At 73.0% G+C, this 14,035-nt stretch carries 16 protein-coding genes; 11 read left to right on the forward strand and 5 right to left on the reverse strand.

Going from position 1 to position 14,035, the window contains the following annotated elements:
- Positions 1–3: 3 nt before the first annotated feature.
- Positions 4–297, reverse strand: coding sequence for a DUF1905 domain-containing protein (locus FHG10_RS13705; RefSeq protein ID WP_152353895.1), 294 nt, complete (start codon positions 295–297; stop codon positions 4–6).
- Positions 298–428: 131 nt separating this feature from the next.
- Here FHG10_RS13705 and FHG10_RS13710 point away from each other — a divergent pair, with 131 nt between their 5' ends.
- The 4 genes from FHG10_RS13710 to FHG10_RS13725 all read left to right on the forward strand — a co-directional run bounded on the left by FHG10_RS13710 (position 429) and on the right by FHG10_RS13725 (position 3,560).
- Positions 429–911 (forward strand): pyridoxamine 5'-phosphate oxidase family protein, encoded by a 483-nt coding sequence (locus FHG10_RS13710; RefSeq protein ID WP_152353896.1) that lies wholly within the window; start codon positions 429–431, stop codon positions 909–911.
- Positions 912–968: 57 nt separating this feature from the next.
- Positions 969–1,529, forward strand: coding sequence for an NUDIX hydrolase (locus tag FHG10_RS13715; RefSeq protein ID WP_227488257.1), 561 nt, complete (start codon positions 969–971; stop codon positions 1,527–1,529).
- A gap of 74 nt (positions 1,530–1,603) precedes the next feature.
- A complete protein-coding gene (locus tag FHG10_RS13720) occupies positions 1,604–2,590 on the forward strand; it encodes an exodeoxyribonuclease III (RefSeq protein ID WP_152354011.1) in 987 nt (328 codons plus the stop codon).
- 328 nt (positions 2,591–2,918) lie between these two features.
- Positions 2,919–3,560 carry an NADPH-dependent F420 reductase gene (locus tag FHG10_RS13725; RefSeq protein WP_152353897.1) on the forward strand — a complete coding sequence of 214 codons (642 nt, stop codon included), beginning with the start codon at positions 2,919–2,921 and terminating at the stop codon, positions 3,558–3,560.
- Between the two features lie 34 nt (positions 3,561–3,594).
- On the opposite strand, the gene FHG10_RS13730 is transcribed toward FHG10_RS13725, so the two are convergent.
- Complete coding sequence (locus tag FHG10_RS13730) at positions 3,595–3,915, reverse strand: hypothetical protein (protein WP_152353898.1); 321 nt, start codon at positions 3,913–3,915, stop codon at positions 3,595–3,597.
- Positions 3,916–4,261: 346 nt separating this feature from the next.
- Here FHG10_RS13730 and FHG10_RS13735 point away from each other — a divergent pair, with 346 nt between their 5' ends.
- The 3 genes from FHG10_RS13735 to FHG10_RS13745 all read left to right on the forward strand — a co-directional run bounded on the left by FHG10_RS13735 (position 4,262) and on the right by FHG10_RS13745 (position 8,505).
- The gene (locus tag FHG10_RS13735; protein WP_152353899.1) at positions 4,262–4,513 is read left to right on the forward strand and encodes a ribbon-helix-helix protein, CopG family; all 252 of its coding nucleotides are present in this window, start codon (positions 4,262–4,264) and stop codon (positions 4,511–4,513) included.
- A gap of 47 nt (positions 4,514–4,560) precedes the next feature.
- Positions 4,561–4,749, forward strand: coding sequence for a toxin-antitoxin system toxin subunit (locus FHG10_RS13740; protein ID WP_319803213.1), 189 nt, complete (start codon positions 4,561–4,563; stop codon positions 4,747–4,749).
- Positions 4,750–4,845: 96 nt separating this feature from the next.
- Positions 4,846–8,505 (forward strand): S41 family peptidase, encoded by a 3,660-nt coding sequence (locus tag FHG10_RS13745; protein ID WP_152353901.1) that lies wholly within the window; start codon positions 4,846–4,848, stop codon positions 8,503–8,505.
- A 72-nt stretch (positions 8,506–8,577) separates the two neighbouring features.
- Here the strand turns inward: FHG10_RS13745 and FHG10_RS13750 are convergent, their stop codons facing one another.
- Positions 8,578–9,948: an MFS transporter gene (locus tag FHG10_RS13750; RefSeq protein ID WP_152353902.1), complete on the reverse strand. Its 1,371-nt coding sequence runs from the start codon at positions 9,946–9,948 to the stop codon at positions 8,578–8,580.
- 100 nt (positions 9,949–10,048) lie between these two features.
- Here FHG10_RS13750 and FHG10_RS13755 point away from each other — a divergent pair, with 100 nt between their 5' ends.
- Positions 10,049–10,663: a TetR/AcrR family transcriptional regulator gene (locus FHG10_RS13755; protein WP_152353903.1), complete on the forward strand. Its 615-nt coding sequence runs from the start codon at positions 10,049–10,051 to the stop codon at positions 10,661–10,663.
- A gap of 33 nt (positions 10,664–10,696) precedes the next feature.
- Here FHG10_RS13755 and FHG10_RS13760 read toward each other — a convergent pair whose 3' ends face one another.
- Positions 10,697–11,140 (reverse strand): MarR family winged helix-turn-helix transcriptional regulator, encoded by a 444-nt coding sequence (locus FHG10_RS13760; protein ID WP_227488258.1) that lies wholly within the window; start codon positions 11,138–11,140, stop codon positions 10,697–10,699.
- 192 nt (positions 11,141–11,332) lie between these two features.
- Between FHG10_RS13760 and FHG10_RS13765 the strand changes: the two genes are divergently transcribed.
- Together FHG10_RS13765 and FHG10_RS13770 are read left to right on the forward strand one after the other, a co-directional pair.
- Entirely contained in the window at positions 11,333–11,713 is a 381-nt protein-coding gene (locus FHG10_RS13765; RefSeq protein WP_152353905.1) for a VOC family protein, read from the forward strand.
- Complete coding sequence (locus tag FHG10_RS13770) at positions 11,713–12,603, forward strand: DNA-3-methyladenine glycosylase family protein (protein ID WP_152353906.1); 891 nt, start codon at positions 11,713–11,715, stop codon at positions 12,601–12,603. Before FHG10_RS13765 ends, FHG10_RS13770 begins: the two co-directional genes overlap by 1 nt.
- Before the next feature lie 21 nt (positions 12,604–12,624).
- On the opposite strand, the gene FHG10_RS13775 is transcribed toward FHG10_RS13770, so the two are convergent.
- Positions 12,625–12,966, reverse strand: coding sequence for a hypothetical protein (locus FHG10_RS13775; RefSeq protein ID WP_152353907.1), 342 nt, complete (start codon positions 12,964–12,966; stop codon positions 12,625–12,627).
- 89 nt (positions 12,967–13,055) lie between these two features.
- Here FHG10_RS13775 and FHG10_RS13780 point away from each other — a divergent pair, with 89 nt between their 5' ends.
- On the forward strand, positions 13,056–14,033 hold the full coding sequence (locus tag FHG10_RS13780) for a LysR family transcriptional regulator (RefSeq protein WP_152353908.1): 978 nt from the start codon (positions 13,056–13,058) through the stop codon (positions 14,031–14,033).
- Positions 14,034–14,035: the final 2 nt, after the last annotated feature.

Consider the following 14,035-nt stretch of genomic DNA (forward strand, 5'->3'; position numbering starts at 1 on the left):
AGCTCAGTCCCGCATCTCCAGATGCAGCTCGACATGCACGTCGTCCCCGACGCCCACGCCCGTCGCCCGCTGCACGGCGACCTTCACGGGCACCAGGTAGACGCCCTCGCGGGGGAACAGCGAGGTCGTGAACTCGACGTCCTGGATGCGGGCGGTCACGGGGATCGCGCCCCAGCCGTAGGTGACGTACGGCGCGACGTCGGCGATCGCATCGGACTCGTCCTCGGGCACGCGCGCGAAGACGAACGGCGCGGGGCCGCGCCAGGAGATCGTCGTGGTGTCGAAGGAGAGGTCCACGGGGCAAGCATGCGCCCTCGGCCCGTCGGCCGCACTGTCCTCGCCCGGATCGGGCGCGTAGTCTCGCGGACCCGGCGGGAGCGCCGCCCGTCGGCGCTCATCGAGCGCAGCGAGCGATCGAAGGAGAAGACATGCCCCATCCCGAGGAGCTCACCCAGGAGAAGGCCGTCGAGATCATGCGGGAGCAGCGCTTCGTGATGCTCTCGACGGTGCTGGACGGCAAGATCGTCTCCCACCCCATGACCCCCATGCGCGTCGAGGACGACGCGAGCGTGTGGTTCTTCGTGGGCCGCAGCGGCGAGCAGGGTTCCGCCCTGCAGGGGAACACCCAGGTGAACCTCGCCTTCGCGGAGACCGGCAGCTGGCTGTCCGTCGCCGGCACCGCCGAGTTCGTCGAGGACGCCGCGAAGGCCCGCGAGCTGTGGGACGACCAGCTGGACGCGTACTTCCCGCAGGGCACGGACGATCCGGACCTCGGGCTCGTCAAGGTCCACGGCGAGTCCGCGCAGTACTGGGGCGTCCCGGGACCGCGCGCGGCGGCCGCCGCGAAGATGCTCGTCGCCAAGCTCCGCGGGGACGAGGGTCCCGGGATCTCCGGCAAGACGGAGCTCTGAGCGCGACTGCGCGGGACGTCGGTTCGGGGCAGAGGGCCGAGCAGGGACAATCGTGGGGTGCTCCCCGATGATCCGATGCTCGCCGACGTCCTGCGCGCCCTCGAGGCCGTGCCCGCCCACGACGCCTCACCCGCGCTCGCGGCCCGCGACAACTACCTCACCTTCGTCCACGAGCACGGCGGGTCCGCGCTGTGGAAGGGGCTCGCGCCCGAGCACGTGACCGCCTCGACCTTCGTGCTCTCGCCCGACGGGGCGCAGGTGCTGCTGTGCTTTCACCGCAAGGGCGGATTCTGGGTGCAGGTCGGCGGGCACCTCGAGCGGGAGGACGCGAGCCTCGCCGACGCCGCCCTGCGCGAGGCCCGCGAGGAGTCCGGACTCGAGCACCTCGCCCTCGCGACCGACGCGATCACCGACCTCGACCGTCACGAGCTCGCCGGCGCGTTCACGTGCCGCGCCCACTGGGACATCGGCTTCACCGCCGTCGCCGATCCGCGCGAACGGATCGTCGTGAGCGAGGAGAGCCGCGACGTGCGCTGGTTCCCCGTCGACTCCCTGCCGAGCGGGCTCGCCCCCGGGTGCGCGCGGCGGATCCGGGCCGCGCGGGAGGTGCTGCGATGAGCGGGCACGAGGATGCCGCGACCGCAGCGGAGGTGCAGACGACCAGGCGAGCGGCGGGAGATGCGGCGTCGGCCCTGCGCATCGCGACCGTGAACATCAACGGCATCCGTGCGACCCTTCGCCGCGGGTTCGATGCATGGCTGCGCGAGCGCGGATGCGACGTGGTCGCCCTGCAGGAGGTGCGCGCCCAGGCCGACAAGCTGCCCGACGGCGCCTTCGGGGAGTACCACGCGGCCCTCGACACCGGGAGCATCCCCGGGCGCAACGGGGTCGCCGTGCTGACGCGGCAGCGGCCCGTGGGCGTACGCACGTGGAGCGGCGAGGCACTGCTCGCCGAGCCGTCGGTATCGGCGTCGGCATCAGCATCGGCATCAGCATCGGCATCGGCATCAGCGTCAGCGCCGGACTTACCCTCGAACACTCCGCTCATCGAGGTCCCCGCGCAGGACCGCGTCACGCTCCCCCGCGGTCTGCGCCCCTTCGCCCATCAGGGCCGTTACATCGAGGTGGACCTCGCGGAAGCGCCCGTGACGATCGCGAGCCTCTACCTTCCCAAGGGCGGACTGCCCGCGGAGCTGCAGCGACCCGAGCGGATGCGCGAGGCACCCGACGGTGGGGCTCGCTACGAGCGCAAGATGGCGTTCATGGCCGCCTTCTCGACCTACCTCACGCGCACGCGTCGGGCGGCCGCAGCGGCCGGACGCGAATACCTGCTGATGGGCGACATGAACATCGCCCATGCGCCCCAGGACCTCGCGAACTGGCGGCGGAACCAGCAGAACGACGGCTTCCTGCCCGAGGAGCGGGCGTGGTTCGGACGGCAGCTCGGCCCGCGCACGCTGGTGGATGTGGTGCGCTCGCTGCATCCCGACGAGGACGGGCCGTACTCCTGGTGGTCATGGCTCGGCCAGTCCTTCGCGAAGGATGCCGGCTGGCGCATCGACTACCACCTGGCCACCCCGCGGCTCGCCCGCCGCGCCCGGTGGGATGCCGTGGACCGGGAGGTGGCGGGGACGCGGCTGTCGGACCATGCGCCGGTGGTCGTGGAGTACGGGATCTGAGGGGTCGGCAGCGAGGCCGTGAACAGGCCTCGAGCGAGGCGTTCGCGATGTGGGAGCGCATCCATGGTCCCCACTCGTGCAACGAACCCCGCATACGGACCTGCCTGCACGCTGAGGGGCCATGGATGCACGGTCCGCGAATCCATCACCGCCGCACGACGCCACGCCCCCTCGCGGTGCAGCGCGGGACTGGCGGAGCGGACACGATCGCCGACTCGCCCCGTCGAGGCCGCCCGGGCCGGACCCCGTGCCCGCCCCGCACACCTGACACACGCCGTCACACCCCTCCCCCGGGGAACATCTCCGGCCGCCGGGCGTTGCACGATGCATGACAACCATCGGCATCATCGGCGCAGGCAACATCGGCAGCCAGGTCGCACGTGCGGCCCTGACGGCGGGATACGACGTGGTCATCGCGAACTCGCGGGGACCCGAGACGCTCGCGGACCTCGTCTCCGAGCTCGGTGACGGCGCGCGCGCCGCGACCGCGACGGAGGCGGGCGAGGCGGGCGACGTGGTCGTGGTGACCGTGCCGCTGAAGGCCATCGACCAGATCCCCGTCGACCCCCTGGCCGGGAAGATCGTCCTGGACACGAACAACTACTACCCCGGGCGCGACGGGCAGATCCCGGCGCTGGACGCGAACCGGACCACCACCTCGCAGATGCTCCAGGAGCACCTGCCCACCTCGAAGGTCGTCAAGGCCTTCAACCACATCCCCTTCGGCGACATCACGACCGACGTCGCCCCGGCGGGCACGCCGGACCGTCGGGCGCTCGCGGTCTCGAGCGATCACCCCGAGGCGGTCGAGTTCGCGACGAGGCTGTACGACGAGCTGGGCTTCGACGCGGTCGACGTGAGCCCGCTCAGCGAGTCCTGGAGGGTCGAGCGCGACCGTCCGGCGTACGTGGTGCGCCAGAACGCCGAGCAGCTGCGCGCGAACCTCGCCACGGCCGAGCGGGAGGGCTGAGAGCCCGGAAGCGGCGTGACGGGCGCGGCGCGGCTCAGACCGGGCCGCGCCTGTCGTCGGCCCGCTCCCAGTCGTCGGCCCGAACCTCGTCGTCGGTCCGCTCCCCGTCCTCGGCCGGATTCTCGTTGTCGTAGCCGAGCACCTCCGGCTCCCCCGTGCGCACGTCGAGCCCGTGGTCCACGCGGTACTCCCGGACCACCAGGCGGTCGCGCACCACCAGGGCTATCAGCAGGCCGACGACAGCGATCGCCACCTTCGCGTTCGCCGGCCAGTGCACGGTGAAGGCGAGCATCACCGTCACGATGACGATCACCGCGGTGATGGCTCCGGACGCTCGTCGAAGATCTGCACCCATGCCGTCCACGGTAGCGAGTACGTCGTTCCCGGGAGCCGGGACGCAGAGATGTGCCGCTATCCACGAGACTGAACGCGGATCGGCCCGAAACGCTGCGTGCCGACACCGCACGCGTGACCTGGCGTCGCCTTCGTACCCTCATGGCATGTTCATCCGCTTCCAGAGTGCCGTGCCCAACCGCCCTGGGCGGAGCTGCGTACGAGGACCCCTGGTCGCATCGTCTACGAAGATCCAGTACAGGTCGTCGCCGTGCCGTTCACCCATGAGGAGGACTGGCCCCTGGCCGACGGCCGCTGAGCACCGGTCCCCTCTCGCTCCGAGATGGTTTTCGTAATACGCTCCCGGCATGAGAGAGATCAACGGCCAGGAGGTCACCGAGGAGCAGGTCGATGCTTGGGTGGCCGAAGCCGAAGCCGGGTACGACATCGAAGAGCTCCGCACACGGGGACGGCGCACGCGCGGACGCACCGCTGCGAAGGTGGTTCCCGTGCGGTTCACCGACGAAGAACTCGCCGCACTCATGCAGCGCGCGGACCGCGAGCATCTCAATCGATCCGAAGCGATCCGACGCGCAGTGCACGACTGGGCAACGACATGAGGGTTCGCGCCTCGGCGCGCAAGCATGGAGTCTCCACCGAGGACTCTGTGCATGCAGCAGAGAACTGGCTCTTCGCCTCCGACCTCGACGACGAGAATCCACAGCGCGAACTCCGCCTCGGATCCGACCTGCAGGCGCGCCTACTGGAACTGGTGGTGCTCATGGGGGACGACGGCACGGAAGAGGTCATCCACGCGATGCCCGCCCGCAAGCAGTACGTGACTCTGCTCGAATAGGCGACTCGACTCCCCATCGGCGGATCCGACTCCACCGCCGCCCCGCCCCCGAAAACCCCCTCCCGCCCCGCCGCGCGCGGGCCTACTGTGGACCGCATGCCATCGACGCCTGCTGACGTGCCCACCGATTCACCCTCGACGACCGCCTCGACGACCTCCCCCGCACCCGGCAGCTCCGATGCCGCGCGCACCTCCGCCGCACCCGGCACCGCGTACCTCCGCTACCCCGATGTGCGCGGTGACCTCGTCGTCTTCACCGCGGCCGACGCGGTCTGGGCCGCCCCGCTCGCCGGCGGCCACGCCTGGCGGCTGAGCGAGGACTCGGCTCCCGTCGTCTACCCGCGCATCTCTCCGGACGGCACGCAGGTCGCCTTCACCTCGCGCGCGACCGGGAGCCCCGAGGTGCACGTGGTCCCGATCGACGGCACGGGCGCCGCGCGCCGCCTCACCTGGTGGGCGAACCGGCACACCCGCGTCGCGGGCTGGCTGCCCGACGGCCGCATCATCGTCACCACCGGCCATGGCGCCACGCTGTCCTCGCGCGATGCGCAGCTCTGGGCGCTGGACACCGAGGGCCACGCCGAGCTGCTGCCCTTCGGCCGCGCGAGCGAGGTCGCCGTGCACGAGGCCACGGGGACCACCGTCGTCGCGACCATGTGGCGCAAGGAACCCTCGACCTGGAAGCACTACCAGGGCGGCACCGCCGCACGGCTCTGGATCAGCCGCGAGTCCCTGCCGATCGACGCCCCGCACGAGGCCCACGCCGCCCGCTCGTGGGAGCCGCTGCGCGATGACCTGCTGGCGAACAAGACGCGCCTGGCCTTCGCCGGCGACCGCCTGCTGTTCGCCTCGGACACCCCGGGCGAGGGCGCCGCGATCACGGACCGGGCCACCGGCAACCTGTGGTCCGTCGCCCTGGACGGCTCGGATCTGCGTGCGCACACGCACCTGACCTGCGAGGACGGGTATCTGCGCGATCCGGCGTCGGACGGCTCCTCGATCGTCTTCTCCTCCCGCGGCCGCCTGTTCTCGATGGACGGGCCCGACGATGCGCCGCGCGAGATCCCCGTGATCGTCGCCGGCGTGGGCTCCGCCCGCCGCATGCGCGCGGCCGACCCGCACAAGAACCTGCTCGCGATGCGCCCCACCTTCGACGCCCGCGCGAGCGTGGTCGAATGGCGCGGCTCCGCGCACGTCCTCACCCATCGCGGCGGGCCGTCGCGCCTGCTCGCGGGCTCGTGCGGACTCCGCTTCCGGGAGGCGGCGCCGCTGGGCCGCTCGCCCTTCGCGGTCGTCGTCACCGACGAGCTCGCCCAGGGCGACCGCACCGACCCCGATGCCTTCGAGGGCCGCACGGGCTCGGACGCGCTCGCGCTGCGCCGCCTCGACGCCGAGGGCGAGCAGATCACGCTCGACCTGGGACCCGTCGGCCGCATCCTCCACGCCGTGCCCTCGCCCGACGGCACCCGCATCGCGATCGCCACCCACGACTACGTGGTGCGCGTGGTGACCCTGCGCGGCGTCCTCGACCCGGCCGGCGCCAGCGGGAAGGACGCACGCGCCGCCGAGGACGACCCCGCCGTCCCGCGCCTGGACTCTGTGCGCGAGGTGGGGACCTCGCACCACGGCGAGATCAGCGACCTCGCCTGGTCGCCGGACTCGCGGTTCCTCGCCTGGGCGCAGCCGCGCAGCGAGTTCGTCTCCCAGCTCATGGTCTCCGAGGTCGACGACCCGGAGCCGACGGGCCGCGCGCTCACCAGCGGACGCTTCCTCGAGTCCTCGCCCGCCTTCACGGCCGACGGCAAGCACCTCGCGTTCGTCTCCGCCCGCACCTTCGAGACCCAGTACGACGACATCGTCTTCGACCTCGGCTTCGTCGACTCCCAGCGCCCGTACCTGCTGCCGCTCGAGCGGACCACGCGCGACCCCTTCGGGCCCGATGCCGACGGCTGGGTCCTCGGCGGCGAGGAGAAGCCGGGCGACAAGCCCGGGGACGGCGCCGGCGCGCCGGGAGCTGCCGGCGCAGGGTCCGACGGGGGCTCGTCCGGCCCGTCGGCCGATCCCGCCTCCGGGGCCGCGCGCACCAACACCCACCGCGGCGCGCCCGCTGCCGCGGACCTCTCGGCGCCGGCGACCGCGTCGAGCGCCGCGGGGGCGCAGGACGCCGAGCGTCCGCCGCGGACCAGCATCGACCTCGAGGCGGCCGAGGACCGGATCGTTCCGTTCCCCGTCCCCTCCGGCCACTTCACCGATCTGCAGGCCGTCGCGGGCGGCGTGGTCTGGCTGCGCCATCCCGCCGAGGGCGTCCTGGGGGCGACCCGCGCGGGCGTCGAGGACGAGGGCCCGAAGCCGACCCTGGAGCTCTGGGCGTTCGCCGATCACAAGGTCACCGTGCTCGCCGAGGGCGTGGACCAGGTGTGGGTCTCGGGCGACGGGAAGCAGCTGGTCATCCGCCAGGGCGAGGCGTTCGTGCAGGTCCCCGCCGACCGCAAGGTCGAGGACGACGATCCGGCCCGGATCACGATCGACCTGGGGCGCCTCACCCTGCGCGTGGATCCGGTGCTCGAGCGCCGCGGCATGCTCTGGGACAACTACCGGCTCATGGCGCAGCAGTACTGGCGGGCGGACATGGACGGGCAGGACTGGCACGCGATGGTCTCGTGGTACGACGAGGTCGTGGACCGCCTGGTCACCGCCGACGACTTCGCGGACATGATGTGGGAGGTCGTCGCCGAGCTCGGCACCAGCCACGCCTACATCATGCCGGTGCCCGGAGACCTCGAGACCGAGGGTGCGCCCGGTCTTCTCGGCGCGGACTTCCGGGTCGAGGGCGACAGGCTCGTCCTCGCGCGGATCCTGCGCGGGGACTCCTCGGATCCCGATGCGCGCTCCCCGCTGCTCGCCCCCGGCGTCGCGGCGCAGGAGGGCGATGCGATCGTGCAGATCGGTGGCCGCGCGGTCGATGCCGGCGCGGGCGTCGGCCCCCTGCTCGCGGGCTGCGCGGACAAGCCCACCGAGATCGTCCTCGAGCGCGACGGCGAGCGCCGCCGCGTGGTCGTCACGCCGCTCGCCGACGAGTCGCAGCTGCGCTACCAGGACTGGGTGGCCTCCCGCCGGGCCTTCGTCGCCGAGCACTCGGACGGCCGCCTGGGCTACCTGCACATCCCCGACATGGTCTCGAGCGGCTGGGCGCAGATGCACCGCGACCTGCGGGACGCCTCCGCCAAGGAGGGCATGGTCGTGGACGTGCGCTACAACAACGGCGGCCACACCTCGCAGCTGGTCACCGACCGCCTGGCGCGCAGGGTCGTCTCCTGGGACTACCCGCGCGGCGAGCAGCCCTCCACCTATCCGGCGTTGGCCCCGCGGGGGCCGGTCGTGTTCGTGACCAACCAGGAGGCCGGCTCCGACGGCGACATCGTGGGCGCGGTCGCCAAGGCCATGAACATCGGCCCGCTGATCGGCACCCGCACCTGGGGCGGCGTGATCGGCATCGACGGCCGCTTCGACCTGGTCGACGGCACGGGCGTCACCGAGCCGAAGTACGCGAGCTGGTTCGCGGGCGTGGACTGGACCATCGAGAACTACGGCGTCGACCCCGACATCGAGGTCCCGTTCCCGCCCAACGAGTGGCTCGCAGGGAAGGACCCGCAGCTCAGCTGCGGGATCCAGGAGGCCCTCGCCACGCTCGAGCAGACGCCCGCGGCCTCGGCCCCGCCGCTGCCGCCGGCGCGGTTCGGGGGCGGCGAGGGCTGAGGCGGCCGGGACCGGCGGGGTCGGCGTCCGGTCCGCGATCCACTGGTCCCGGACCCCGCCGCACGCCGCAGCTCACGGATCCTTCTCGGGGCAGCGTTCGCTCGCGCGGTGCTTGTGCGCCGGATCATCCCGGCCCGGGCCCGGCCGCCCCGCAGGCGCGAGCACGGTACCCGCCAGCGCCAGCACGCCTGCACCGAGGAACGCCGCCTCGGCTCCCGCCCGGTCAGCGACGGCTCCCCAGAACGGTGTGGCAAGCGTCTGGCCCAGGGCGATCGCGAGGAAGCCCACGCCCACCACGACCGCTGTCCGCTCCGGACGGATGCGGGTCGCCCCCACCAGGACGAGCCCTGTGAGAGCGACGTACGCGGCGCCGAAGGCTGCGCACGCGGCGATCGCGGCCGGCGGACTGTCCGGGGCGATGCCGAGCACGACCGTCGATAGGGCCAGGAGCCCCATGAGGAGCGCCCAGGCGGCGCGCGTCCCCAGGCGACGCACGAGGTCGCCGGCGGTCGCTCCCCCGAGGCCGCAGGCGCCGAGCACGATCCAGGCGGTCACTCCCACCTGCGGCCCCGCCCCGTCGGAGCCCGCGATCCGGTCCTGCCCGAACGTCCACGCCATCGCGCTCGCCGCCCCCATCACGGCCGCCGCCCCCATGAGTCGCGCGAGGGCGAGCGTGCTCGCCGTGGAGGCATCGGCCCTCCCAGGGCTGCCCGCGGCTCGGGCCCTCGACCCGCGCTCACCGCGCTCGGCACCATCGCGACCACGCCCCGCCCGCGGTCCTCCGCGCCTCGCGTCCGTCGGCACGATCCGCACCTGAGGAACCACGACGGCGACCGCGACGCACACCGCGAATGCCGCGAGCGCGAAGAGACCCCAGGACAGGCGCCAATGATCCTGGCCGAGCAGGGCGACGGGACCGGACAGCATGACGCCGGCTCCCGTGCCTGCGTTCGCGATCGACTGCACGCGGTCGCGCCTGGCCGGAGCGACGCAGCGGGCGATCGCCTGGGCGAGCGGCGGCGACGCGACGCCGGTGCTGGCGCCGGCGATCGCCACTCCGCCGAGCAGCATCGCAGGGCTGATGGCCGTGGCGACGAGCGTGATCCCCGAGGTCGCCAGGACTCCGGCGGCGAGCGCGACCGTGCGCGATCCCGACCGGGGGGAGAGCGCGACAGCGCCGATGATGCCCGCGCAGTAGGCGAGGTAGCTCGAGGACGCGATGAGGCCCGCGGTCCGGGAGGTGAGGTCGAAGGTCTCGCGGAACGTCGGCAGGAAGAGGCCGAAGGCGAACCGGGCGAGTCCGTAGCAGACGCCGATCAGGGAGAGCGCCACGACGGCGAGCAGGGCATCCGTGCCGAGCTCCCGCCCAGCGGCGCCGTGCAGCCGCCGTGCGGTGCGCGCACCCGTGTCGCCGCGCGTCTCGGTGTGGCTGCTCGCGTCCACGAAGCCCCCTTCGGTTCACAGGTCTGTGAAGTTCCCTCGCACGCTAGACTTCACTGGTCGGTGAAGTCAATCCGGGAGCAGACGAGACGGAGGGGACGACATGGATGACGCACGAGAGGCGCGCGGGACGGCACCGCCCGCCGATCCCGACCGAACGGCACATCTGACCCCGGGCGCGCAGCGCATCCTGGAGGCAGCGGGCCCCCTGTTCTACGAGAACGGGATCCGTGCGGTCGGGGTGGACACGATCGCCGAGGTCTCAGGGGTCACCAAGCGCACGCTCTACGATCGCTTCGACTCGAAGGACGCACTGGTCGCCACCTACCTTCAGCTTCGCGACGAGGCCTGGCGGAAGACGCTCGAGATGCACGTCGCCGCCGCGTCGCCGCCGCGGGCGCTCGCCGTGTTCGAGGCCTACGAAGACGCCGAGCAGACGGATCGCGGCTGCGCCTTCCTCAACGCCGCGGGCGAGCTGCCCCCGGACCACCCGGGGCAGGTCGTGGTGCGCGCCCACAAGGCGCATGTGCGGATGCGTCTCGGAGAGCTCGTCGAGGAATCCGTGGAGTCACCTGCGGCCGAGGACGTCGCCGAGCATCTCTTCCTGCTGCTCGAGGGCGCCATCGCGCATCGGGGGATCGACGGGGACGCCCACCGCCTGCGAGATGCACGACGCCTCGCCACGGAACTGCTGACACGGCGCTGGACCCCGGAGTGACCTGTTCCGGGCCGGTCACCGCGACCCGGTTCCTCACCCCTCGTCGTCGAGGACCCGCACGAGCGCGCCCAGGCCGTCGAGCAGCTGCTCGGCCCCGGGCGCACCGAGGGCGTTGAGCATCGATCGCTCGATCTCGCGCACCCGCTCGTCGGCCTCGCCGAGCAGACACTCCCCCTCGTCGGTGAGCTCGATGGGCAGGCGCCTGCCGCTCGGGGCGGCGGCGGGCCGCGTGACCAGCCCGCGAGTCTGCAGGCCCGTGACGACGCTGTGCATGGACTGGGCGGTCACGAAGCCGGCACGGGCGAGCTCCGCGCTGGTCTGCCCGGGGCGCAGCCGGAGGTTCTGGAGGCACACGTACTGCGGCACCGTGAGCCCGAGCGGCCGCAGCCTCGCGTCCATCCGGGAGTGGAGCGACGCCTGCGCGCGCTTGAGCACGTAGCCGATCCGTCGTCCGAGGTCGCCGGGAGCCGAGACCACGGCGCCGGCATCCTCGGCGGCGACCGGTGCGGCGGCCCGGCCCGACCCCGCGCCGATCTCCGCACCCGCGCCCGCGTCCGAAACTGACTCCGATACCGATCCCGATCCCGATCCATCCATATCAGCATCTTGACATAGCGTCGTCCCGACGGTTGTATATCAGCGTCCTGATATTGCTCGGAAGGATCCACCATGACCGCCACCGGTCCCGACTTCATCGCCCTGCAGGTGCGCGACCTCGACGCCGCCGCGGCCTTCTTCGAGGAGCACCTCGGTCTGCGCCGCGCGCCCGCGTCCCCTCCGGGCGCCGTCGTCTTCGCCACCTCCCCGATTCCCTTCGCCGTGCGCGAGCCGCTGCCCGGCGTCGACCTCGGCGCGGCGAGCCCGCGGCCCGGCACTGGGGTCGCCCTGTGGCTCGCCGTCGAGGACGCCGATGCCCTGCACGATCACCTCGTCGGCGCGGGCGTCGAGATGTTCGGCCCCGTCACCGACTCGCCCTTCGGCCGCACCATGAGCTTCGTCGGCCCCGAGGGCTACGCGCTCACGGCCCACACCGGGCAGGTCCCCGCCTGATGGCAGCCGGCGGCGCAATCACGCAGGACCTCGAGGTCAGGGGACCCTGGTCGCTGAGCACGAGCCGCCGCTTCTGGGAGGGGTTCGCCCCGCAGCGGCTCCCCTCCCAGGAGGGCCCGCTGACCACCGTGTTCCGCGCCGAGCGCACGTGGGAGCCGCTGCGGGCGCAGGTCACGCAGGACGGGTCGACCGCCCGGATCACCGTCGGCCGCACGGACGGCAGCGCTCCGAAGGACCCCGAGGCGGCGGTCGCGCAGGTCGCGCGCTTCCTCTCCCTCGACGTCGACGCCGCCTCGTGGCCGACGGTCGGCGAGCACGATCCGGTGATCGGAGGGCTGCAGCGCGAGCTGCCGGGTCTGCGACCGTGCGGCTTCCACTCCCCCTACGAGGCGGCCGCGTGGGCCGTGCTCTCCCAGCGCATCCGCATCACCCAGGCGGCCTCCCTGCGCGAGCGCCTCACCGCGGACCTGGGAGAGGGCGGCGCCTTCCCCGCCCCGGGCGCGCTGCTCGAGGCGGATCTCGACCTGCCCGGGCGCAAGGCCGAGTACCTGCGGGCCGTCGCCCGCGCCGCGCTCGAGGGAACCCTCGATGGCGAGCACCTTCGACGGCTCGACCCGGACGACGCCTTCACCGAGGTGCAGGGCATCCTGGGCCTGGGCCCCTTCGCCGCCGAGCTCGTGGTGATCCGCGGCGCGAACGCCCCCGACGCCCTCCCCCGCAACGAGCGGCGCCTCGCGCAGGAGATCACCGAGCGCTACGGCGAGGATGCCGACGTCGCCGCGGTGAGCTCCGCATGGCGGCCCTTGCGATCCTGGGCCGCCGTGCTGCTGCGCATCGGACGCGAGCAGCGCACGGGCGAGATCGAGGGCGGGCGTTCCGGCAGGAAGTGAGCCCGGCCGACGCCGCGGCCGTCAGAAGCGCACGGCGATGCGGTCGATCGCGCGGCCGACGGGGTCCTGGTCGCGCGCGGCGTCGGGCTCGGGAGGGGACGGCGGCTCGTCGTCCCGGGCGAGGCGGGCGACCGGGACGGTCGCGTCGGGGGCGAGGGTGCGGGTGATCGCGGCGTTCCCGTGCTCGAAGGCCTCGGCCGGGGTGCGCGGCGTCGGATCGGCGCGTCGCACCCAGCGGGGGTCGTCGTCGGGCGGAGGGGCGGGGAGGAGGAGTCCGAGGACCACGCGGATCGCGGCCCCCAGGGCGACGGAGACGGCGGCGATGAGAAGGATGAGGGCGATGCCCATGACGAAGGTGGTCATGCGTCGATCCTGCGACCGCCAATCCGGAAGGACAAGCGAACATTCCTACCCCATTGTTCAGTACTGCTGATCGGTCGTAGGGTGGCCGCATGCTCGATCCCGTGAAACTGCGCGTGCTGCGCTCCGTCGCCGCGACCGGCAGCATCCGCGCGAGCGCCGAGGCGCTCGGATACACGCCGTCGGCCGTGAGCCAGCAGCTCTCCGCGCTGCGCCGGGAGACCGGCGTCGACCTGGTGGAGCGCTCCGGCCGCGGCATCGAGATCACCCCTGCGGGCGCGGAGATCGCACGGGCCGCGGGCACCGCCCTGGACGCCCTCGACGACGTGCAGCGCCTGGCCGCGAACCTGCGGGAGGGACGCTCCGGGACCCTCACCTTCGCCTACATGACCTCGGTCGCCGCCACCTGGGTCCCGCGCCTCGCGCAGGACGTGCGCGAGGCGTTCCCCGACCTCTCCCTCACCCTCCTGCACCGGGACTGCTCGGTGAGCGAGCTCGATCTGCGCGGGGACGTGCTGATCGCGGACGACATCGACGCGGAGCCCGGCACCGACTGGCAGCTCTGCGACCTCCTCGAGGAGTCGTACGTGGCCCTCGTGCCCGCGAGCCACCCGCTCGCCTCGCGCGAGAGCGTGGCGCTCGCGGATCTCGCCGAGATCCCGTGGGCGACGGACGACCCCCTGGACTCCACCTGGTTCGCTCGGATCCTCTCGGCCTGCCACGCCGCCGGGTTCACACCCCGGGTCGAGGTCAATCCGCCCGACTACTCCGCCGTGCTGGGCTTCATCGCCTCCGGGGGCTTCGTGAGCGTGCAGCCCTCGCTCCTGGAGCAGAACCCGCCGCCCGGCGTCGTCGTCCTCCCGCTCCGCGCCCCGGCGCCGCGGCGCAGCCTGCAGGTGTGGGTGCGGCGGTCCTCCGCGAAGAACCCCGCCGTGCAGTTCATGGTGCAGCGCCTGTGGGCGATCGCGGCCGAGCATGCGGAGCGCATCCCCGGGATCACCCTGCTGGGCGAGCCGCCGCAGTACGCGGCCGCCCCGTCCCGCGCCCCGTCCGGCGCGACCGCCGGGTGAGA

The sequence above is a fragment of the Brachybacterium subflavum genome, from assembly GCF_009299795.1.
Taxonomy (GTDB): domain Bacteria; phylum Actinomycetota; class Actinomycetes; order Actinomycetales; family Dermabacteraceae; genus Brachybacterium; species Brachybacterium subflavum.